Origin of the sequence: Waltera sp. (assembly GCF_046969025.1) — a bacterium.
Lineage (GTDB): Bacteria > Bacillota > Clostridia > Lachnospirales > Lachnospiraceae > Acetatifactor > Acetatifactor acetigignens.
Window position 1 is genome coordinate 25075 of record NZ_JBKVQF010000005.1, and the last position, 22789, is coordinate 47863.

The window sequence follows — 22789 nt, forward strand, 5'->3', positions numbered from 1 at the left end:
ATTCGCCCTATCAAACCGCAATCTGACGTTTCCGCCTGCAAGCAGGCGAATCGTCCCTACGGTAATGAGCAATGCATCTCGTAAACGCTTCGCGTTTCCTTCGATGTCGGGCATTCGCCCTATCAAACCGCAATCTGACGTTTCCGCCTGCAAGCAGGCGAATCGTCATCTTACGGTTTGACATTTCTCATTACCTACGCAGGTTGTTGGCCTGCTGTAGCATCTCATCGGATGCTGTGATGGCTTTGGAGTTGAGTTCGTAGGCACGCTGTGCAACGATCATGTTGACCATCTCGTCTACGACCTGTACATTGGAGCTTTCCAGATATCCCTGGATAATACTGCTCTTTTCTACATTATTATTTCTTGCTTCGTTGATAGCCTGTCCGCTGGCTGCGGTCTGCTGATACAGGCTGTCTGCCAGTCTTTCCAGTCCGTTCGGATTATTGAACTGGAAAACACCTATTGTGATGCCGATAGGCTGAGGTTTGTTCTTTGCATCGGGATAACACAGACTTCCGTCCTTGCTGACTGTAATATTGCTCATCACATAATTGCTGCCCAGAACAATTGCTTTACCCTGTGTATCCAGTACCGGAAGTCCATCAGAAGTAGCCAGCATATTGCCGCCGTTGGCTGCAAGTGTAAACTTCAGATTACCGTTTCTGGTGTAGTAGGTATTGCCGTCCGCTCCTCTTACTGCAAAGAAACCCTTGCCATCAATTGCAAATGCGGTGTCGCTGTCGGATGCTGTCAGACTTCCTTCCTTAAATACGGAACTGATGGAAGCATTTCTTACACCGAGACCTACCTGCGCACTGCCGGGCTTGGTATCTCCGTTTGCGGAAGTTGTCTTCGTCTGGATGTTCTGGTATAACAGGCTCTTGAATTCATTCACCTGTGTTTTGTAACCTGTGGTGTTTACGTTTGCCAGATTGTTGGCAATCGTATCCACATTTGTCTGCTGTGCGATCATGCCGGTCGCTGCTGTCCATAAGCTTCTGACCATATGTAGTCTCCTCTCACAATGTCCCTTATGTCATCCATGACCTGATTTTTATCCTGAAAATATTCTATAATCAGTTATCGGCTGTCCCAGCCGAATTCATTACTACAGTTTACCAATCTGGTTCGCTGCTACATCCAGAGTGCCATCAATGGTCTGGACCACCTTCTGGTTGGATTCATATGCTCTGGTAATGGAGATCAGATTTACCATCTCGGATACAATCTGTACATTTGCCATCTCCAGATAGCCTGACTTCACCTGTGCATCTGCCGTAGTCGTTTTGGCCCCTTCAATGGGCTGATAATAGGTCTCTCCATATTTTTCCAAGTAATCATAATCTTCAAAGTCCGTCACCTGAATTCTGGCAACTGCCTGATCGTTCTGATAAATCGTACCGTCATCCGTAATTTTGGAATCTAACAGTGTATTCAGGCGGATCCTCCTGTTCTGGGTATCCAGAACATAGTCACCCTCTTCCGTTACCAGATATCCATCCTTATTCAGTGTAAACTGTCCTGCACGGGTGTATTTGGTGTCGGTCTCTCCTGCCTTATTGGTAAATTCAATGGCAAAAAAGCCATCTCCGGCTAATGCCAGATCATAGGTATTATCCGTAATGCGGAAAGATCCCTGCGTATAATCGGTATAATTCTCTCCGATCTTCACTCCGGGATTTTTGATACCGATCTTCTGGACATTTCTCATGCCTACCGACTGGTCCTTGATCTTGACCGTCAGCACATCATTAAAGGACTGGCTGGTGGATCCTTCCTTTTTATATCCAACGGTAGATGCATTGGCCAGATTGTTGGTCATGATATCCATTCTGTTCTGTTCGTTTACCATACCGGTGTAAGCGGTATACAAGCCTTTAACCATTCATATCCTCCATTTGTGGCTGCGATCCTTCGACAAATGTACGGCATCCTGCCTTCGTCTATCTTTTCCGGTTCCCCGGAGCTGTCTGTGTTACTCTCTGTAGCCTGCCAGGAACTCTACGTATTTACCGGTTCCAATGGCCACTGCTGTCATGGGATCCTCTGCTGTCATGGTGTTGATACCTGTCTTGGCAGAGATCAGATCTTCCAGACCGCGCAGCAGGCTTCCACCTCCGGTCAGTACGATTCCTCTGTCTGCAATATCGGCTGCCAGCTCAGGGGGAGTCTTCTCCAGTACGCTGTGAATGGTCTCCACGATCTGTGCGGTAGTCTCGCGCAATGCCTCCTCGGTCTCCTCGGAAGACACCTTAACAGTCTTGGGCAGACCGGTCACGAGGTTACGTCCTCTGACATCCATATAATCCACTTCCGCTCTCTTGTAGCAGGAACCGATCTTGATCTTCAGATCCTCTGCGGTTCTCTCACCGATGAGCAGATTATGTTTTTTACGCATATAACGAACAATGGCTTCATCAAAATCATCGCCTGCGATCTTGATGGAAGCACTGACTACAGTACCTCCCAGAGATATGACTGCGATATCGGAAGTACCGCCGCCGATATCTACGATCATATTACCGCAAGGCTTGGAAATATCAATACCCGCACCGATAGCAGCTGCGATGGGTTCCTCAATAATGGAAACCTCTCTGGCACCTGCCTGGTAGGTAGCATCTTCTACTGCCTTCTTCTCTACCTCTGTAACGCCGCTGGGAACACAGACAGCGATACGGGGCTTACGGAAAGTTCTCTTCCCCAGCGCTTTCTGGATAAAGTATTTCATCATTTTCTCGGTTACGGTATAATCAGAGATAACACCCTGACGTAACGGTCTTACGGCTACGATGTTGCCGGGAGTTCTTCCCAGCATCAGTCTTGCATCCTCACCGATGGCTTTAATCTTATTTGTATCTCTATCAAAAGCTACAACAGAGGGCTCCTTTAATACAACGCCCTTTCCTCTGATGTATACCAGAATGCTGGCGGTACCTAAATCAATTCCGATATCTGTGCACTGCATCTTTTTTATTACCCCTTTCCGATGGTATCTATCTATAAGTCTTGACTCTACACGCTATTTTAGTCATATACATCATATTATAACTGAATTTTTTCCATTTTCATAGAGGGTAATTCTTAAAATTTGATAACTATTCAGAATCAGGGAGCCATGAAAGAGCGTTTTGCGAATGGGGGTCTGAATAGTTATCGTAGTTTCTTGTCCTTCTCCAGCATCTTTTTCACATAGTAACCGGTGTAGGATTTTTTCACCTTGACGATTTCTTCCGGGGTTCCCTTGGCGATCACTGTACCACCGCGGTCTCCGCCTTCCGGTCCCATATCGATGATATAATCCGCGGTCTTGATCACATCCAGATTATGCTCGATGACAACCACCGTGTTGCCGCCGTCCGCCAGTCTGTGCAGGATCTCCACCAGCTTATGGACATCCTCAAAATGCAGTCCTGTGGTAGGCTCATCCAGGATATAGATGGTCCTGCCGGTACTTCTTCTGGAAAGCTCCGTGGCCAGCTTGATACGCTGTGCCTCACCACCGGACAGGGTAGTGGAAGGCTGTCCCAGCTTTACATAGGAAAGTCCCACATCATACAGGGTCTCGATCTTTCTGCGGATAAACGGTACATTTTCGAAGAAAGGCAATGCTTCTTCCACCGTCATATCCAACACATCAAAAATACTCTTGCCTTTGTATTTTACATCCAGTGTCTCACGGTTGTATCTCTTACCGCCGCAGACCTCACAGGGCACATAGACATCCGGCAGGAAATGCATCTCGATCTTGATGATACCATCGCCACCGCAGGCTTCACATCTTCCGCCCTTGACATTGAAGCTGAATCGTCCCTTGCTGTAACCCTTGGCCTTTGCGTCCGCCGTAGAAGCAAACAGATCGCGGATCAGATCAAATACTCCGGTATAAGTAGCGGGGTTGGATCTGGGAGTCCGTCCGATGGGAGACTGGTCAATGTTGATGACTTTGTCCAGCTGTTCCACACCTTCGATACCCTTGTGTCTGCCGGGAATGCAGCGGGCACGGTTCAATTCTCTCGCCAGATGCTTGTAGAGGATCTCATTCACCAGTGAACTTTTTCCGGAACCGGAGACACCGGTGACACAGGTCATCACACCCAGAGGAATTTCTACATCTACGTTTTTCAGGTTGTTTTCCTGAGCTCCCAGTACTTTGATCCAGCCGGTGGGAGTTCTTCTGGTCTCCGGTACGGGAATCCGCTTTTTGCCGCTGAGGTACTGTCCCGTAATGGATTCCGGAATCTGCATGATCTCTTCCGCTGTGCCGCAGGCAATGACCTCTCCGCCGTGGGAACCGGCTCCCGGACCAATGTCCACGATATAATCCGCTGCCAGCATAGTGTCTTCATCATGCTCTACCACTACCAGAGTGTTCCCCAGATCCCGCAGGTTCTTCAGAGTATTCAGCAGTTTGTCATTGTCTCTCTGGTGCAGGCCGATGCTGGGCTCGTCCAGAATATAGCATACACCCACCAGTCCGGAACCGATCTGGGTAGCCAGACGGATACGCTGTGCTTCACCGCCGGACAGGGTAGCCGTAGCTCTGGCCAGAGACAAATATTCCAGTCCCACATCCACCAGAAATCCTACTCTTGCGCGGATCTCCTTCAGCACACGCTCACCGATGAACTGCTGCTGTTTCGTCAGCGTCATGGTATCCAGGAATTTCTGCAGATCACGGATGGACATGGATGTGATCTCATAAATATTCTTGTCGCATACGGTAACCGCCAGAGATTCCTTCTTCAGTCGCATGCCCTTACATTCTTTACAGGGAGTGATGCGCATGAAGGTCTCATATTCCTGTTTGCTGCTCTCGGAAGCGGTCTCACGATAGCGGCGCTCCACATTTTTGATCAGGCCTTCAAAGGCTACTGGATACACACCACTGCCGCGCTGGCCGGTATAATGCACCAGGACCTCTTTACCGTTGGTGCCGTGGAGCAGAATGTCATGAATCTTCTGGGGATAATCCTGGAAGGGAGTATCCAGATCAAAATTATATTCCTTCGCCAGTGCCCGCAGAATAGCATTGGTAAAGCTGGACTTGTCCGCACAGGACTGCCAGCCCATGACCGTGATGGCTCCCTCATTGATGCTGAGTCTCTTGTCCGGGATCATCAGATCCTCGTCGAATTCCATCTTATATCCCAGGCCGAAGCATACCGGGCAGGCACCGAAAGGATTGTTGAAGGAAAAGCTTCTGGGTTCCACTTCGCTGACACTGATACCACAGTCCGGACAGGAAAAGCTCTGGCTGAAAGTCACCGGTTCGCCGCCGATCACATCCACCACCAGCAGCCCCTCTGCCAGTTCCAGTACATTTTCAATAGAGTCTGTCAGACGGCGCTGAATACCATCCTTTACCACCAGACGATCTACCACGATGTCGATATTGTGCTTGATATTTTTATCCAGTTTGATCTCTTCCGTCAGTTCATACATGCTGCCGTCGATCCGTACCCGGACATAACCGCTTCTCTTGGCACGCTCCAGCACTTTGGCATGCTCGCCCTTGCGGCCTCTGACCACGGGGGCCAGCAACTGGATCTTCGTGCCTTCTCCCATGTTCATGATCTGATCCACCATCTGATCTACAGTCTGCTTGGCAATCTCTCTGCCACACTTCGGGCAGTGGGGAATACCGATTCTCGCATACAGCAGACGGAAATAGTCATAAATCTCTGTTACCGTACCTACGGTAGAACGAGGGTTACGGTTGGTGGATTTCTGGTCAATGGAGATAGCGGGGGACAGTCCTTCGATGCTTTCCACATTAGGCTTCTCCATCTGGCCCAGGAACTGTCTCGCATATGAGGACAGGGATTCCATGTAGCGTCTCTGTCCCTCTGCATAGATCGTGTCGAATGCCAGAGAGGACTTACCGGAACCGGACATACCGGTCAATACCACCAGCTCGTTTCTGGGAATGTCCACATTAATGTTTTTCAGGTTATGTTCATTGGCACCCCGGATCTTAATGTACTCCCGGGGACGCATCTTCTTTGCTTCTTCCATTGTCTTGCCTTTCTTAAATAAAATATCGTTCTCCAATTATTCAGAGCCCCATTCGCAAAATCGCATCTTTGATGCTTTACTTTTATTCCATATCATTTAATTGTTTCTTTAATTCAAGCATTTTATCTCTAAGTTCTGCTGCCGCTTCGAAATTCAGGTCTGCCGCTGCTTTCTGCATCTTCTTCTGGATCTCGCCGATCAGCTTCTCCAGTTCCTTCTTCGTCATGGATTCGGGATCCTTCTCAAAGCGTACCTCTTCCTTGGCGATTACCTTGGAGATGCTGATAAGATCACGCACCGCCTTTTTGATCGTCTGGGGGGTGATACCATGTTCTTCATTATATTTCATCTGGATCTCACGACGTCTGTTGGTCTCATCCAGTGCTTCCCGCATTGAGTCCGTGATGGTGTCCGCATACATGATGACATGGCCTTCCGCATTACGGGCCGCACGGCCGATGGTCTGGATCAGGGAAGTCGCACTTCTAAGGAATCCTTCCTTATCCGCATCCAGAATGGCCACCAGAGTGATCTCCGGAATATCCAGACCCTCTCGCAACAGGTTGATACCTACCAGTACATCGAACACATCCAGACGCATATCCCGGATGATCTGGGCGCGCTCCAGCGTATCAATGTCAGAATGCAGATATTTCACCCGAATACCGACTTCCTTCATATAATCCGTAAGATCCTCTGCCATCCGCTTGGTCAGTGTGGTGATCAGTACCTTATGATGCTGTGCGATCTCCTTGTTGACCTCTCCGATCAGGTCATCGATCTGTCCCTCTACCGGGCGCACCTGTACTTCCGGATCCAGCAGACCTGTGGGACGAATGATCTGCTCTGTCCGCAGCAGTTCATGATCCTTCTCATAATCGGAAGGAGTGGCGGATACGAACATCATCTGGTCGATATGCGCCTCGAATTCCTCAAAGTTCAACGGTCTATTATCCAGTGCCGAGGGCAGACGGAAACCGTAGTCCACCAGTGTCTGCTTTCGCGAGCGGTCCCCGGCATACATACCGCGGATCTGTGGGATCGTCATATGGGACTCGTCCACGATAATCAGGAAATCATCCGGGAAAAAGTCCAACAGCGTCATGGGCGGTGCTCCCGCAGGAAGTCCGTTCAGATGTCTGGAATAGTTCTCGATACCGGAACAGAAACCGGTCTCCCGGAGCATCTCAATATCGAAATTCGTCCGTTCCGCAATCCGCTGGGCCTCGATCAGCTTGTCTTCGCCCTTGAAAAACTGTACCCGTTCCTTCATCTCTTCTTCGATATTGCCACAGGCAGCCTTGATTTTCTCCTGCGACACTACATAGTGGGATGCCGGAAAAATTGCCACATGGTTCAGTTCTGCATGAATTTTCCCCGTAAGCGGCTCCACCTCCGCAATCCGGTCGATCTCATCCCCGAAGAATTCTATCCGGATCAGATAATCGCCGCCCTGCGCCGGATATACTTCCACCACATCTCCGCGGACACGGAAGGTCGCACGCTGGATATCCATATCGTTACGGTTATACTGAATATCAATCAGTTCCCGCAGCACCTCATCCCGGTCCTTCACCATACCGGGGCGCAGGGATACGATCAAGTCCTGATATTCGTCAGGGCTTCCCAAGCCGTAGATACATGACACGCTGGCCACCACTACCACATCTCTGCGCTCCGCCAGGGATGCCGTAGCGGACAGGCGCAGTTTATCAATTTCATCATTGATGGAAGAATCTTTTGCAATATAAGTATCCGAAGAAGGCACATACGCCTCCGGCTGGTAATAATCATAATAGGAGACAAAATATTCCACCGCATTCTCCGGAAAAAACTCCTTCATCTCCCCGTAGAGCTGACCTGCCAGCGTCTTGTTATGTGCAATGATCAGCGTCGGCTTGTTCAGTGCCTGAATGACATTCGCCATCGTAAACGTCTTACCCGAACCGGTGACACCGAGCAGCGTCTCGAACTGATTGCCCTGTTTAAAGCCTTCCACCAGCTCCGCAATGGCCTGCGGCTGGTCTCCGGTAGGCTGATATTCGGAATGTAATTTGAAATGATCCATATTCCTTCTCCTGATTTTCGCTTCTATCTGTAAAACTCTATCTGTAAAAATAGGAAGTCTCTATCATCTTCTTAGTATGATTACCTGTCTAGTATATCATTCAAAAATAAAAAAGTACAGAGCAAAATCGAATGTTTGTTCTGTACTTCTTATACCCTGATGATAACACGCAATATTTCAACATTTTCATAACACTGTACGCTCAGCCATTGCATCATATACTATTTTTTCCAGATATTCTCTCTTTGAGAAATTACTGCCATCCGCAAAATATGCATTATATGCTACCAAGGCCATTCGAACATATCTGCTGTTTTTTCAAATAACTCTCTGTTTATCTTTAAGCCAATCGCATCAGCATATTGGCAGCAAAATGTTATCGTTGTTCTGGTGTTTCCTTCCCGAAAAGGATGTACTTTCCATAGTCTTGCCAGAGAATCGCAAAATTCGACTGTTGCACGCTTTCTATCCATATCTTTCCAAGGCTTTCCTCGCATATCTGAAAGGATATTGTGAATATCCTTCACGATATCAAACGGATCAGAGTACTCTACTGACATACCTCCGAGGACATCTTCCTCCTTATAGATAGCAATGATACGTGGTTCTCCTGCCCATTCATATAAATCCTAAAAAATATAATGGTGCATCCTTAAAAGATGTTCGGTATTATATTCTCCCGGCAATGGATTCATTGCTAACTCTTTTAAACGATACACCACGTAATCTGCTTCCGCATCATTCAGCCCATCCTGCGTTCTGATATCCAGTTTGTTTTTTAATACCTCTGTATTTTCATACAAATACGGATCACGCATTCGCAGGCTCCTTCATCTTATATTTCTTATCAAGAAATTTTTTAACATCTTCCATCGTTGCCTCACCTGTTTTTTCTTTTTCGATATATTTTTTTTAAATCCTCTGTAGGTTCAAGTCCATCTACCCTGATCATTCCGATTGCATAATCCCAAGCTTCTGCATTAGTCATTGTATCAGTCCTCCTTTTCTGCTCTTCTTATTATATCAAAAATTCTTAAATTCTTCACTATTATTTCATCATAAAGTTGCTCTACCAGCGCCTCGAAAAACTCCATCATTTTCTTAGTATGATTACCCGTCTAGTATATCATTCAAAAATAAAAAAGTACAGAACAAAATCGAATGTTTGTTCTGTACTTTTTTATCATACGCCTCTTTACTGCATGATATCGCCAACACCATTATCCCGAATCACCTGCTGATACCAATAAAAGGAATCTTTCGGAATTCGCTGCTGTGATCTATAGTCCACATAAACTAATCCAAATCTCGGGTCGCATCCTTCCGCCCACTCAAAATTATCTGTAAATGCCCATGCTGTATATCCTATCACAGGAATCCCATCATTCATTGCACGATACAATTTACTCAGATAGCAATACATATAATCAACCCTCTGAGGGTCATGTACCTTACCGTCACTCATTACAAAATCAAGATTGGACATACCATTCTCCGTAATCAGAATTGGAAGATGATATCGTTCATACAGGAATTTCGGAGACCAGTAAAGTACCTCGGGGGTAATCGCCCATCCTAACTGTGTACGTGGCATTCCGGGCCAGCCGAGATCGGGAGATTTTGCATCTGCATTATAATTGTTAGCAAAATAAATATTATACCCAAAAAAGTTCAACGGCTGGCAGATTACTTTCAAATCCTCTTGTGTCAAAACCTTTTCCAGATACTGTGGTGCTTTTCCCAAAATCATTGGATCTGCCCACCAGTTTACCGCCATGGAAAATCCCTTTTCAATATCAAACATTTCACTTCTTGCTTTTTCGATTCCATCAGTCGTTTCATCATACGCCACAAAATTGCGTCCATTCAAGGCGAATCCAATCTGCGGATCTGCAAGTTTCGAACGTTCTCTAATAATTTTCACCGCATATCCGTGACATAATAATACATTCCTGCTGATGTAAGCCAGATCACTGAATCGTTGCTCTTTTGTCATCGTATTTGTCTTAAAGGGAGCTTGTCGACCTTCAAAATAACCGAACCCGATAAAGCATGCCGGCTCGTTGAACGTTATCCAATAACGCACTTTATCAGATAAAGCGTCTACCACAGTCTGAACATATTCTTTAAATTCATCAATAATCTGTGGATTCTCCCATCCTCCTTCGTTGTAAGCCCACATAGGAAGATCCCAATGATACAAAGTACACAGCGGCTCAATCCCGGCACGACGCAGTTCGCCTGTCAGATCTCGATAAAACTGAAGTCCTTTTTCGTTGATAATACCTCTTTGAGGCATAACTCTCGGCCAACTGACGGAAAACCGGTAACTCTTCAATCCCAGCTCTTTCATCAGAGCGATATCCTCTCTGTAACGATGATAATGATCACAAGCCTTATCCCCATTTAGGTTCCGCTTGATGTGTCCATCTGCAGTAGCGTCCCAGATACTGTCGGTCTTACCATCCTCATTTCTGGCTCCCTCTATCTGGAAGGAAGCACTGGCTGCTCCCCATAAAAAATTCTCCGGAAATAATTTCATTTTCCTGTTCCTCCTGCTCTTGTTATTTTTTGTGATATAAATGTACTTCTCCGCATAAACCGATCTGATTCTCCGGTTTCCAGTTCTCCTGTTTTCTCTTTGGTGGTATTCTCCGCTCCAATGTAGTAGCAACTTCGATTACAATCCGGTTTTTTCCTGTTATAAGTAACTTATCAATCTCATACCGATACGGTGGAATAATCTGGATTCCACAATCTGCTCCGTTTACAAATACTTGTACGGCTTCCCCTGCGTCACTGATTTCTAAAACTGCATGTTGTATTTCTTCCGGTCTCAGTTCCACTTCCTGTTCATAACGAATCACACCGCCGAAATCCGGCATTTCCTTCTCTGCATGATCTGGTAATTCTACCGCTACAGGCTGTTCAAATACAGGATAATGAATGCTATCGCACACCGAGCGTGTCCATCCTTTATTCAAATTTCTGCCTCCTGTTACCGCATACGTCGATTGCTTTTTCAAACAGTCCGGGGTTTCCGTATCAAATATGATGATCCAACTTTTTCCGGGTTCTATCCGCACATTAAACTCTATCGAATTTCCTTCTTTTAGCTGTAGCTCTTCCAGTTCATTTTCCCATGCATTATACCGATAGCATATCTCTCTTTTATCTGACAAGAGCACCGTGCCTTCATATATCGTCGTTCCTTCATTCACAAGGTACAAGAGTTCCGGGTCTCCATGATACCTGTAACTGCGAATATCTTTATTCTCCGGAATCATCTGTATTTCCGGCATCCTGTGCTTTCTCATGTACTCCAAAAGTTTCGTTACCGGCAATGTTTCTGCGTATTTGCGTATTTGTGACAACCTTTCCGCTTCACTATTACTGTCGATCCAACTGCATATTCCTTTGGGATAGGCATTTAGGAATACACAGGGGAATCCCTGTTTTCCCAGTCGGATAACAGCTTCTGCCGTTTCCTTTGTTATATAATCGGTCTGTGGAATAATGAAAATCTTATATTTCTGTGTATGGACCTGTAATCCGTCACTCAGATCCGTTTCATAACAACTGTCTGTAAAAATATCTGACGGCAAGAAGTCAAATCCAATCTGTGCTTCCGTCAGAATTCTCGCCGGTTCCTGAATATACATGCATGTCATTCCCGTCCACTCGGCTTCGCCATGATACAAAATCGCCGCTTCGCTCTCATGATGTCCACCGTTTATCAGATTGCAGATACGATTCATATAATTCATCAGCACTCCAAAGTGACGGTATTGCGGATTATGTCCATGTGCATAAAAATGCGGTGGGCAGTCCTGATCCGGGAAATCCTTGGCCGAAAAAGCATGCGGAACAAAATGATTCACACCTCGAACCATAAAATGATCCGCCAGATATGCCTCCAGTCTCACCCCTTCTTTCCAGCCATAATTTCCAAAAATTTCGCACATGGAGCGATCTTTTTTACGACGATCTATTGCTGCCGCGCTGGAAGCAAGACGCCCCAATGTGAAATGATAAAACACACCGTCACGCGGTGTCCCCAGATGAGAGACATAAGCAATATCTTCTCCCTGTGGTAATACCTGTCCTCCAATATCATCTATTCCTGACATATCCTGTCCTGCCAGTCCGCGGAAATAGTGTCCCAGACTCGATCCGCAGCGAGCATGCTGGTTATTGTCTTCGATCAGGTGGCCTATGTATTCGACACCGTGTTTGTGACACCAGTCTCCTATCTGCCGGGAAAAATCCCTTTCCACGCATCTGGTAACTTTATCCATGTAACTGAAACGCACCTTGGCCGTCAGATTCTCATCAAATTCCCTTTCCCATAAAAGCGGCAGATATTTTGCATATTCCGTTCCAAACGTTTTCTCAAGATCCTGTGCAAGTTCCCTGCTCCAAGGTTGATCTTCCATCTGATATATCTTCTGATCCATCTGATAGAGATGACCGTTCCCGATCTCCGGTTCATCCGAGAAAAATCCTGCAATGGTATCTCCGAAATCCTCTTGATAATGTGCATAGTGTGGCTCATACACAGCCTCGATCAGTGTATGACAGGCCTCCTCATCCAACATATTCATGTAATTACGATGTGACCCACGATTTCTCGTCAGATGAAGTGCATATACTTTCCATTCTCCTTCTGTCGGTGCAAACGCTATCTCTCCGTTTTTTTCCTCCAGCAATATCAGATCTTTCTCCACTGATCCGTTTTTCCGCACCGCTATTATCCCCAGTGTCTGATCTCCCGGGAATGTTTCAAATTCCATGTGAAAATAATTCTCGATCCAGGATGGGACAAACGGTTCTGCTCTATCGTAGCTTGGTCTCTTCCAGACTTTTCTTTCTCCCGGAGCCACCCTGTCCAACACTCGGTAGGTCAGGAACCATCTCTTGCAGGTGTCCGGTTTTTCCTCAATTTTTCCGTTACAATATCCTGTGGGGAAATGACTGTCATCCAGTATCCAGACCTTCATTTTCCGTTTTCTTGCTTCCTCCAAAATAATGTCCATATCCCGCCACCAGCCGGCTCCCACAAAATCCGGATGTGGGCGGCTTTCTATACACACCGCACGAATATTTGCATCATAAATTACCTGCATGTATTTTCTCAGCACTGCTTCCGATTCACCGTGTTGCCAGAAAAAGGGAAAAATATAATTTTCCATCTCTCCATGCAACAGGCTGTTTATTTTGGAATTCATAAACGCCTCCTCATCTGCTGTCAGTTCTCTTCCTGTTTGTATTTTTGTCTGTACTCGCTGGGTTTCATTCCTTCCACCCGTTCAAATGTCTGATTAAAATGGTTTACATCACTGTATCCCACCGCTTTACACACCTCATAAATATGCAGTTCCGTCTCTGCCAACAGCTTTTTGGCACGATCCACACGATAATCTGTCAGATACTTCTGATAGGTCATTCCGGTTTTTTTCTTAAACAATTGACTGAAATAGTAAGGATTAATATAAAATTTCCCGGATATGTCATTCAATGAAATATTCTGATTATAGTTTTGCCTGATGTACTCCTTTGCTTCTGCAATAACGTCCTTCTTTTTCGGCATATTATCTTTCAGCATAACTTCATTGACACTGCTGACCATATTCATGATCCAGTTTTCCAACTGTTCCATTGTCTTGAATTTTTCAATACTCTTCAAAGTAAATAAATTCTTTCCAAAGTATTCATTCATCTGAAGCTGTGCCGTCGGTATGTTATGTAATCCCAGAAGCACAATATTCAAGCTCAGTTTCTGCAATTCCGGAAGTGTCAATGTATTCTCTGAAAGAATTCTGTGAAAAATTCCTTTCACGGTAATCCGGAAGCCATTCTGGTCAAAACGATCAATTCTATCCTTTAATTGCTCTGTCTCTTCTTCCGTAAGCAGTTCCGGCCGGTTTTCCATATTGCAAAGTTCTTCAAATAAAATAGCGGTTCCGCAGCCTTTCAAAATACGGTAATTGATAGCTACACAAGCTTCCTCATATGCTTTAGGGAGATCTTCATACTCTTTATAAGTACTTCCGATTCCTATACTGAACCGACCTGCGTCCTTCGTGTTTTGAATCATATACTTTCCGACAAGCGTCTTCTTATCTTCCGTCGTAAAATTGTTTGCTCCGATGATTACCGCTGTTTGTGCATTCCCGATGCGGATACTGTAAAGGAACTGTTCCCCCTGTAGAATCAAGCCTTCTACAGGCAGTATATTCTCCTCTTGATTTTCTGCAGCAAGTACCAGACAGGTATACTGACTGTAATTTTCTAAAACTCTCATTTCCTTCAGGAATTCTCCCACCTTATAGCGGCTGTCCGTGCCACCTGTCAGGAAATCCCTCAATGCATAGTTACGCATATCATCATTCAATTTTCCCAAGGAATCCTGTGTCTTTCTCCTGGTTGCAATTTCTCCGCACACCCTGGTTATTGTCTCACTCAGTTCTTTCTCATCAACCGGTTTTGTGATAAAATCTCTGACTCCCAGTTCGATTGCCTTTTTTGCGTAGCTGAATTCTGCATATCCGCTTAATACAATAAACTCAGCTGAGCATCCTGCCTTTTTCAGTTCCCGGATCATTTCCAATCCGTCCATTTCAGGCATTCTGATATCCGTAACAATAATATCCGGCTGCTCTGCGGTGGCTTTCTCATATCCTTCTCTTCCGTCATGTGCCAGCAGAACCGGTCTGCACTCCGGATTATACTTTCCAGTCAAATAGGCAATTCCGGTTGCCTTTTCCTTTTCATCCTCAACAATCAATAACTTATATGCCATATTGATCAGCCTCTTTCCTGCTCCATATAAGGAATTCGAATTTCCACCACTGTTCCGTACTCATCACTTGATAAGATACTCAGCTTTCCTTCATTTCCATAGCGCAATCTGATCCGCTCTGCTATATTGCGAAGACCGATTCGATGAGAGTTTTGTGTTTCCTCGCTCTGTGATGTTTCCGACAATGCCTCCAGGCTGTGTCGTACTTCTTCCAGTCTCTCACCGGACATACCGGCACCATCATCCTGAATGGTAAACACCATAATATGTTCATCAACCAGTCTTCCTGATATAGATATTTTGATCGGTATACCACTCTCTCTGCTTCCGTATTTGAATGAATTTTCAATGACCGGCTGGAACAGAATCGGCATGATACGTGCCTGACAGAGCTTCTGATCCACATCCTCATGCAAAGTAATCACATTGTCAAAGCGGATATTCTGAAGGCAGATATAAGACCGAATATTGTCAAGTTCATCGTTTACTGTGTAATTCTTTTTATCACTGTCCAGGACATTACGAAACATTTTTGCCAGAATCTTAACCATATCGGCCACATCATCATCTCCGTTCAGGATAGCCTTAATGCGAATGGATTCCAGGGTATTAAACAGAAAATGGGGATTAATCTGGGTACGAAGTGCCAGAAACTGTGCATTTTTCTGGCGTACACCTGCCTGATATATCTCCTCAAGCAGTGCTTCCATCTTACCGACCATATGATTATAGCTTTTTACCAGGCTTCCGAGTTCATCATTTCCAACTGTTTCCTCAATCAACTCATAGTTTCCATTTTCCAATCTTTTCATACTACTCTGCAACTTCCGGATTAAATATACCATTTGTTTGCTGAATAAAATGGAAGCGGAAATAATGATTGCAATCAGAACCGCCACCAGTATCCATGTCACCTTCTGGATAAAGCTGACACGCAGATACATCTTGCTCCTCGGGATCACAGTATTCACCTTAATTCCCAACTGTTTCGTCGTATCTTCTATTACGATATAATCGTCAGGGTTCTTTTCATAAAACAGCAGGCTTTCTTTGTCAATCCCGCTGTAATGAACTCTGCCACTGGACAAATCAGAATCATATATCAGTCCCCCCTGTGCATCTGTAATATTAATTTTGATATTATATTGATTGCGTTCCAGAAGAAACATATCACTCAATTTGATAATACTGGACGGAGCAAGGTCTATCAGTATCATCCCGGCATATTTTCCGTTTACACCGTATACACGACGTCCAAATGTAACCAATATCTGATCTCTGTTTCTATCATAATAAGAGCAGTCATGCAACGGTGTCAGAAACAGAACTTCCGAATTCTCCTGTTCCTTTAAAAACCAGTCCTGCCGCAACAATTCTTCATAACTCAAAGATCTTCCGGTACGATCATACTGAAAATATCCGCCTTCCTCATTCATGATCGTCACAGACTGAATTTCACTTTCCATCGTCATCAGTCTCATTACCAGTTCACGATAAAACAGTTTATTCTCTATTCTCTGTGATATCGGAATCTCTGTGTCCAGACGATCCATCAGACCTTCATTCACCAGCAGAGATTTTGTAAGCGCATCATAATCGCTGATAAACCCATTCATGTCAGAGGCTATTTGTGAACTGAAAATAGATGCAGTTTCCTCCATGGTGGATTCCAGACTATTAGCGGAAATATGATATAGTACAAAGCTCATAACCAACAATGGCATCACACTGACCATCGAGAATACAAGAATCAATTTTGTCGCTATATTCAGGTTGTTCCACATTTTCTTCATTGTCATCACACCGCCCATAGATTATTCGCTGTTCTATTCTAAAGAGATTTCAAGCATATCCAACATTCCCCGTCCGTAATATTCCAACATCAAAGTACCAATACCTCTCCATTCTTTTATATCAGTTTGGTTCTTTTCCCAGTCTTCTGACGGCATCACAAAAATACGCCCTATCTCCTTATCTTTTTCCTGTATTCTAACACAGATTTCTCCTTTTGCGCATCCTCTGGTCGTTATCGTTATCTTTTTCAGGTCATCGAATTGAAAATATTTATACCCTGCGCATCCTCCGTCTTCTATGCAGGTAATGTATTGCTTGGGCGCTGCATTTTCATCTTGTATTTCATCCGGATTTTTATCCGGAGCATCCTGTGTCACATAGGGCTGCGCATTGCTGTCCGGCCTGGATATCTCAGGTTCTAATTTTCCATGCAGTATGCATGCTATGGACGCAGGATATGTACCTTTTTCCAGCGGAGCTCCGTTGAATCCCTGTGATGTCATCTCTGCCTGTTGAAACCTGCCATCCGGCAACATAACTAACTCTTCAACGCAGGCTTGTCTTGAAAACTGTGTCTTATTAGTAGGTCTATGATAAAAGACGTACCATTTACCATTGATCTGCTCAATACTTCCATGATTGTTTCCCCACATGATCTGTATCCGGTTCTTATCCTGTTCTTCTATTACGCCGGAGTTATCGGACAGTACTCCTGCATAACGATACTCACGATCCGGTTTTTCACTTATGGCATAGCATAATTCTCTCGACCGAACAGAAGAATAAATCAAATAGTACTTTCCGTTTATCTTCCTGACAGAACTTGCTTCAAAAAACTCATGTCCCTCAAATCCGGTATCCTTTGCTTTTCCCAATATTGGAAGCAGAATTCTTGGTTCTTCTATGACTGTAAGCATATCGTCACTTAATTCCATGACACAGGAATTTTTAGGTGTTTTCCCTATATCCTTCTCTGTCTTTGGACCATTTCCTGAATACAGGTAAATTTTACTGTCTTCATCTATAAAAACACCGGGATCAAACTGCCAGATATCCCCTTCCCGTTTTCCGATCCATTGTCCTTTTTTATCCTGCACAATTCCATAGAATTGATATTGTCCTGCAGGTTCATTGCATACAGCTACACCGATTGCCTCTCCGTCACCGTCCGGGCAATAATATAAATAGTATCTTCCATCCTTGCCTCTTGCGACATCCGGTGCCCAGATTTGTCTGTTACCATCCGGCATTCTTGGATCCTGGCTGCTCCGGTAGATAATGCCTTCGTATCTCCATTCCTTTAGGTCATGAACATTGGCAGACCAACAGACATAATCGTTCATGCAATACTTATTTCCGCCAAACCCGTCATGGCTTCCGTATAGATAAACCCTGTCACCAAATACATGTGGTTCTCCGTCCGGAATATATTCCCACAAAGGCAGATATGGATTATAGCTCTGCATTCTTTTGTACTCCTGTTTCTACAAAGGAGTCCTGGGGAAATAAACTCTCAGGACTCCTCATCTTCTTGCAGAATATTACTGTGCTTTTTTTGCGTACCACTCTCTTGCTTTCTCAGTTACTTCCGTTCCACCGGTGGCATACCATTTTTCTACAAATTCATCAAACTTATCAATGGAGTATTCTCCGGTGATAATCTTGGTAGCATATTCAATATATAAAGTCCGGTTAGCAATATCCGGATAATCAGAAGTAATCGATTCCGGCATACCGTCCCCAGCAAAACTCTTTACATATTTCTGGTTTTCCTGAGCATTCTCAATTGCCTGAGATACTGCCCATGCTCTGTCATCTGTTAACTGGGAAGACAGTACATTCACTTGGAAATCAATGGTTGCAATTTGGTTGAAAGGTACTAATACCAAATTCTGCTGCGTGGATGGATCATCCGGCAGACGAACGGATTCCCCGTTTACCACTTCACTGTGCATACCTTCCACACCATTATAAAATTTCATCCACAGATCCTGGTTTCCATAAGCATCTAATACTTTCATGATTCTGTCAATCTTCGCTTCATCATCCGTATTTGCTACAACAAATCCTCCGCCGTTCATCTGACGCATTGTATAATACCCTTCATATCCGGGTGCTGAAATGGCAGGTAATACAGCGATTTCCGGTTTTACTCCGGTACCATTATAAATATTTTCCGCATAATTATAGCATTCCTGAGGCAAATGTTCCCAAATACCAACTACACCTGAATTGATTTTACCGTCCCACGCAGCCTTATCATTCAGAAAAGTCTCTGGGTCGAGCAATCCTTCTGCATATAACCCGGACATCCACTCCAGACAATCTCGCATATTCTTGGTTACTGCAGAGTAAGTAAGTTCTCCATCATAAATATCCCACTGAGGATATCCTTCCCACATTGCAATTCCGTACTGTCCAAACAACTGTCCCATCCATCTTGCTTCTGCACGACCACCTGTAGGGATTTCATCTGCCACCCCATTGCCATTGGGATCATCGTTTTTAAATGCTCTGAGTACTTCTACAAACTCTTCCTGGGTTGTGGGCATGTCCAGACCGAGATTATCCAGCCAGTCCTTACGAATCATAGCGCCATTTCTTCCGTAACTCATAACCTGCGGAATCACATAGATGCGGTTTTGCCCGGTCGGATCATTCGCTTTTACTGCGTCCCAGACATCCTCCGGAATGCTCTCCCACAAATGAGGTGCTTTTTCAGGCAACAGATCTGTCAGATCCAGTAATGCTCCATTCGCAATTAATTCTGTCTCTACACCATTCCAGGGAGTAAACATATCCGGCATATCTCCGGCAGCAATTCTGAGATTCAACTGCTCCAAATAGGTTTCTCCACCATTCCACTCTACATAAGGCTGTACAATCCCTACACCTATGATATCTTTATAAAAATTATACAGTTCACTTCCTGCTTCCACCGGAAGGTATCCATTGTTGGTGCTCCAGATTTCAATATCCTCATCTGTAGAAGCCTCTGCCGTCTGTTCTGTTGCTTCTGTGCTCTTAGAATCAGCACTTCCACACCCCGACAACATTGACATCACCATCACCGATGCCAGCGTTGCACTCATTAGTTTCTTTGCATACCTTTTTTTCATACCTTTCCACCTCGTTCTTTCTTTTGGTAATTCTATTTTATCAGCTCCTATTTCTTTTGAAATATGGGCTTTTTAGTTCTTACTCTGTGTTTCTTTATTTTTTATTTATCCCTTTACAGACCCTAGCATTGCACCTTTCGCAAAATATTTCTGTATCCAGGGATACGCGACCAAAACCGGAAGAATCGCAAATACAACCGCTGCTGCGCTGAGCGTTGCGGATGTATAATTTGCCGTCTGTGCCATGGTAACTGCCTGTAATTCTCCACCTCCGTCAACAATTGTTCGAATCTTCATTTGTAAAGGAAACAGGTTCATATTTTGTATAAACATCATCGGATGCTCATATTGGTTCCACATTGTCACTCCGTAAAATAATCCTACCGTAGCCAGCACAGCTTTCGAAGCCGGAAGCACAATTTGAAGCAAAATACGAAATTTTCCACATCCATCAATCATTGCAGCTTCTTCCAACTCCCGGGGAAACTGTTTGAAAAATGTTCTGACTATAATCAGGTTATACGCTGTCATAATATGAGGAAGAATTAACACCCAGTAATTATTGTATAATCCATAAGAACGTAACGTCAAAAAATAAGGAACTTTAGGAGCAGCAAACACCATAGTAAATACCACAAATAACATAATATATTTGGACGGTCGGAATTCTGTTTTCGACAACGGATATGCCATTAAAACATTTAGTAATAATGCTATCGCCACACCCAACACTGTGGAAGAAACCGAAATCAAGAAAGGCATCCATATTTTTCCTTTCATAAAAAGATATTTCCAGGAATCAAACGTAAATCCTACCGGTAATAAATTAATCTGATTCATCTGTGATGCCGTTTTGGAGCTCAAGGATACTGCAGCCTCAGAAATAAGTGGGATGGCCGTAATAACGGCAAACAATATTAGAATCAAGCTAATTACAAACCCAAAGATTTTATCGTTTGCAGATTCCCGTACATGTGATTTTTTCGTATAAGCCTTCATTACCACAATCCTCCGTCTTCTGAAACTTTATTTGCAATTTTATTGAAAGTAACTACCATAAACAGACCTACTACCGACTGGAACAATCCTACCGCTGTTGCGAAACTGTATTGTGCCTGTTGAATTCCGACACGGAAAACATACGTATCAAAAATATCTGCCACTGAATAAGTCATTGGTGTGTATAAATTATATACTTGATCAAATCCAAGTGTTAAAAAGCTTCCGATGTTCAAAAGTAAAAGTGTAAGCACCGTAGGCACTAAAAGAGGAAATGTAATGAATTTCATTTTCTGGAATCGCGACGCACCATCAATAGAAGCTGATTCATACAAACTCGGATCCATTCCGCTAATTGCCGCCAGATATACTACCGTACCCCAGCCAGATTCTTTCCATATCGTAGAAAGAACATAAATAGGACGAAACCAGCTTTCTTTCTGCATTACCAGTAAGGGAGACATTCCCAGAAATTCTCTTACGTTATTAAACAGTCCACCAATGCCAAAAATATCGAATACCAGTCCTCCTACCACTACCCAGGATACAAAATATGGGATACAAATAATCGTCTGTATTCCCTTTTTCACCTTAGCATTTCGTAGTTCATTTAACATCAATGCCAAAATGACGGGAACCGGAAATGTCAAAACAGTCTTCAGCAATCCCAGAACAACCGTATTTCTGAGGATTTTGTAAAAATCCGGATATGTAAACAGCTTTTTAAAATTAGTCAATCCACACCATGCACTATCCCAAATTCCTTTATATGCAGAATAATCTTTAAATGCGATTACGCTACCAAGCATAGGAATATACTTAAACATAACAAGATATATAATTCCAGGCAACATCATCACATAATAAGGCCAGTTTCTTTTAAAATGCTCCTTTAAATTACCGGATCCAGCCTCCGTTCTTTTCATTTTTGTTTTTCCCATAAACTCACTCCTGTCTTCTTTCTTTTTGGAATGATTTCATTTTAACATTTGTGTTTTTTTTGAAAATATGAGAATTTTAGTGATTGCTATGGTTTTTTTTAGAATTTGACACAAAAAAACCTCAGCAGATTTCTCTACTGAGGTCTTCTTAGCAGGTCAACCCCTGCTTCGCAGGGCTACAAGGATTCGAACCTTGAAATGACGGAGTCAGAGTCCGTTGCCTTTTTTAGCGCTATTCCCGTAATAACAAGGCTTCCACAGATTGTCCTGTTCGGAATTGACCTATGAATTGACCTATCGCTCTCAAAACAGCCCTTTTTGTACCAAGTAATCCTTCACCAGTTCGACAACTTCTTTTGCTACGTCGATCTGCTCCAGGGCATCTTCCCTACTCGCAATATAAAAGGTATCATAATCACTCTTATGACGGATAACCTCCAACCGGGATATTTTTCTTCCTATCTCTCTGGGGAAGATTTCCTTGTTGACATAATTTTTGTTAAAGTATCCCAACGTGTCCTTGTGCTTTTTAAATGCAATCGGCTCCATCGCCAATACTGCATCTATCGCATGATAGCAGGAATAGTACGCTCTGTTATTGGCTGCCTTATATTTTCCAGCCTCTAATAGGATTTCTGCGGTTTCCAGGTCATCTTTTGCCTGCTCCCATTTATACCTTGCCACATCCGCAAAAGTTCCTTCCGATTCCGATTTGTTCAAATAACTACCCCCTCTTTCTCCACATTGCGGTAAAACATATCCGCATTCTTCCAGTAGTCGAAGTGATCCTTGCTCTGCACTACCGGCATGATATCCGTCTCATGCTCATTATTGAAGTCATAAGTAATATCGCAGATCTTTCTTTCCAAGGGGCTTACATTGTCCACATTCGCATCCACCAATACCATGACATCCACATCTGAATCCGGGCGAAAATCTCCTCTCGCATACGATCCGTATAGAATAACCTTTTTTACTCTGTCATCCGTAACCTTTTCCAGTTCCTCCCGATAAATCTTCAATAAATTTTCAAGTTGCTGCGGCATTA

Annotated in this window: 17 protein-coding genes and 1 tRNA gene; all 18 read right to left on the reverse strand. The window is 44.1% G+C overall.

Annotated features, from left to right (window positions below):
• Window positions 1-190: 190 nt before the first annotated feature.
• The 18 genes from ACLTOH_RS03625 to ACLTOH_RS03710 all read right to left on the reverse strand — a co-directional run bounded on the left by ACLTOH_RS03625 (window position 191) and on the right by ACLTOH_RS03710 (window position 22787).
• The gene (locus ACLTOH_RS03625) at window positions 191-1009 is read right to left on the reverse strand and encodes a flagellar hook-basal body protein (RefSeq protein WP_117465950.1); all 819 of its coding nucleotides are present in this window, start codon (window positions 1007-1009) and stop codon (window positions 191-193) included.
• Window positions 1010-1111: 102 nt separating this feature from the next.
• Entirely contained in the window at window positions 1112-1888 is a 777-nt protein-coding gene (locus tag ACLTOH_RS03630; protein WP_022312051.1) for a flagellar hook-basal body protein, read from the reverse strand.
• Window positions 1889-1978: 90 nt separating this feature from the next.
• Window positions 1979-2968 carry a rod shape-determining protein gene (locus ACLTOH_RS03635; RefSeq protein WP_022312050.1) on the reverse strand — a complete coding sequence of 330 codons (990 nt, stop codon included), beginning with the start codon at window positions 2966-2968 and terminating at the stop codon, window positions 1979-1981.
• Between the two features lie 185 nt (window positions 2969-3153).
• On the reverse strand, window positions 3154-6018 hold the full coding sequence (uvrA, locus tag ACLTOH_RS03640) for an excinuclease ABC subunit UvrA (RefSeq protein WP_181968677.1): 2865 nt from the start codon (window positions 6016-6018) through the stop codon (window positions 3154-3156).
• A gap of 82 nt (window positions 6019-6100) precedes the next feature.
• Entirely contained in the window at window positions 6101-8086 is a 1986-nt protein-coding gene (gene uvrB, locus ACLTOH_RS03645) for an excinuclease ABC subunit UvrB (protein ID WP_118503105.1), read from the reverse strand.
• Between the two features lie 284 nt (window positions 8087-8370).
• Complete coding sequence (locus tag ACLTOH_RS03650) at window positions 8371-8646, reverse strand: Fic family protein (RefSeq protein WP_243028849.1); 276 nt, start codon at window positions 8644-8646, stop codon at window positions 8371-8373.
• Window positions 8647-8715: 69 nt separating this feature from the next.
• Window positions 8716-8904: a hypothetical protein gene (locus tag ACLTOH_RS03655; protein ID WP_243028851.1), complete on the reverse strand. Its 189-nt coding sequence runs from the start codon at window positions 8902-8904 to the stop codon at window positions 8716-8718.
• Window positions 8905-9281: 377 nt separating this feature from the next.
• Complete coding sequence (locus tag ACLTOH_RS03660) at window positions 9282-10628, reverse strand: glycoside hydrolase family 1 protein (RefSeq protein ID WP_118503107.1); 1347 nt, start codon at window positions 10626-10628, stop codon at window positions 9282-9284.
• Window positions 10629-10650: 22 nt separating this feature from the next.
• Complete coding sequence (locus ACLTOH_RS03665) at window positions 10651-13314, reverse strand: hypothetical protein (protein ID WP_118503109.1); 2664 nt, start codon at window positions 13312-13314, stop codon at window positions 10651-10653.
• 20 nt (window positions 13315-13334) lie between these two features.
• Window positions 13335-14888, reverse strand: a complete 1554-nt coding sequence (locus tag ACLTOH_RS03670) for a response regulator (protein ID WP_118503111.1) — start codon at window positions 14886-14888, stop codon at window positions 13335-13337.
• A gap of 5 nt (window positions 14889-14893) precedes the next feature.
• Entirely contained in the window at window positions 14894-16681 is a 1788-nt protein-coding gene (locus tag ACLTOH_RS03675; RefSeq protein WP_412223401.1) for a histidine kinase, read from the reverse strand.
• A gap of 33 nt (window positions 16682-16714) precedes the next feature.
• Window positions 16715-18148 (reverse strand): family 43 glycosylhydrolase, encoded by a 1434-nt coding sequence (locus tag ACLTOH_RS03680; RefSeq protein ID WP_412223403.1) that lies wholly within the window; start codon window positions 18146-18148, stop codon window positions 16715-16717.
• Window positions 18149-18223: 75 nt separating this feature from the next.
• The gene (locus ACLTOH_RS03685) at window positions 18224-19801 is read right to left on the reverse strand and encodes an extracellular solute-binding protein (protein WP_118503117.1); all 1578 of its coding nucleotides are present in this window, start codon (window positions 19799-19801) and stop codon (window positions 18224-18226) included.
• Between the two features lie 105 nt (window positions 19802-19906).
• A complete protein-coding gene (locus ACLTOH_RS03690) occupies window positions 19907-20800 on the reverse strand; it encodes a carbohydrate ABC transporter permease (protein ID WP_118503119.1) in 894 nt (297 codons plus the stop codon).
• Window positions 20800-21741 (reverse strand): ABC transporter permease, encoded by a 942-nt coding sequence (locus ACLTOH_RS03695; RefSeq protein WP_118503121.1) that lies wholly within the window; start codon window positions 21739-21741, stop codon window positions 20800-20802. Before ACLTOH_RS03695 ends, ACLTOH_RS03690 begins: the two co-directional genes overlap by 1 nt.
• Window positions 21742-21912: 171 nt before the next feature.
• A tRNA-Gln gene (locus ACLTOH_RS03700) sits at window positions 21913-21981 on the reverse strand.
• Between the two features lie 63 nt (window positions 21982-22044).
• Window positions 22045-22461, reverse strand: a complete 417-nt coding sequence (locus tag ACLTOH_RS03705) for a HEPN domain-containing protein (RefSeq protein ID WP_118503123.1) — start codon at window positions 22459-22461, stop codon at window positions 22045-22047.
• Window positions 22458-22787, reverse strand: coding sequence for a nucleotidyltransferase domain-containing protein (locus ACLTOH_RS03710; protein ID WP_118503125.1), 330 nt, complete (start codon window positions 22785-22787; stop codon window positions 22458-22460). The genes ACLTOH_RS03705 and ACLTOH_RS03710 overlap by 4 nt, the downstream gene beginning before the upstream one ends.
• Window positions 22788-22789 lie beyond the last annotated feature (2 nt).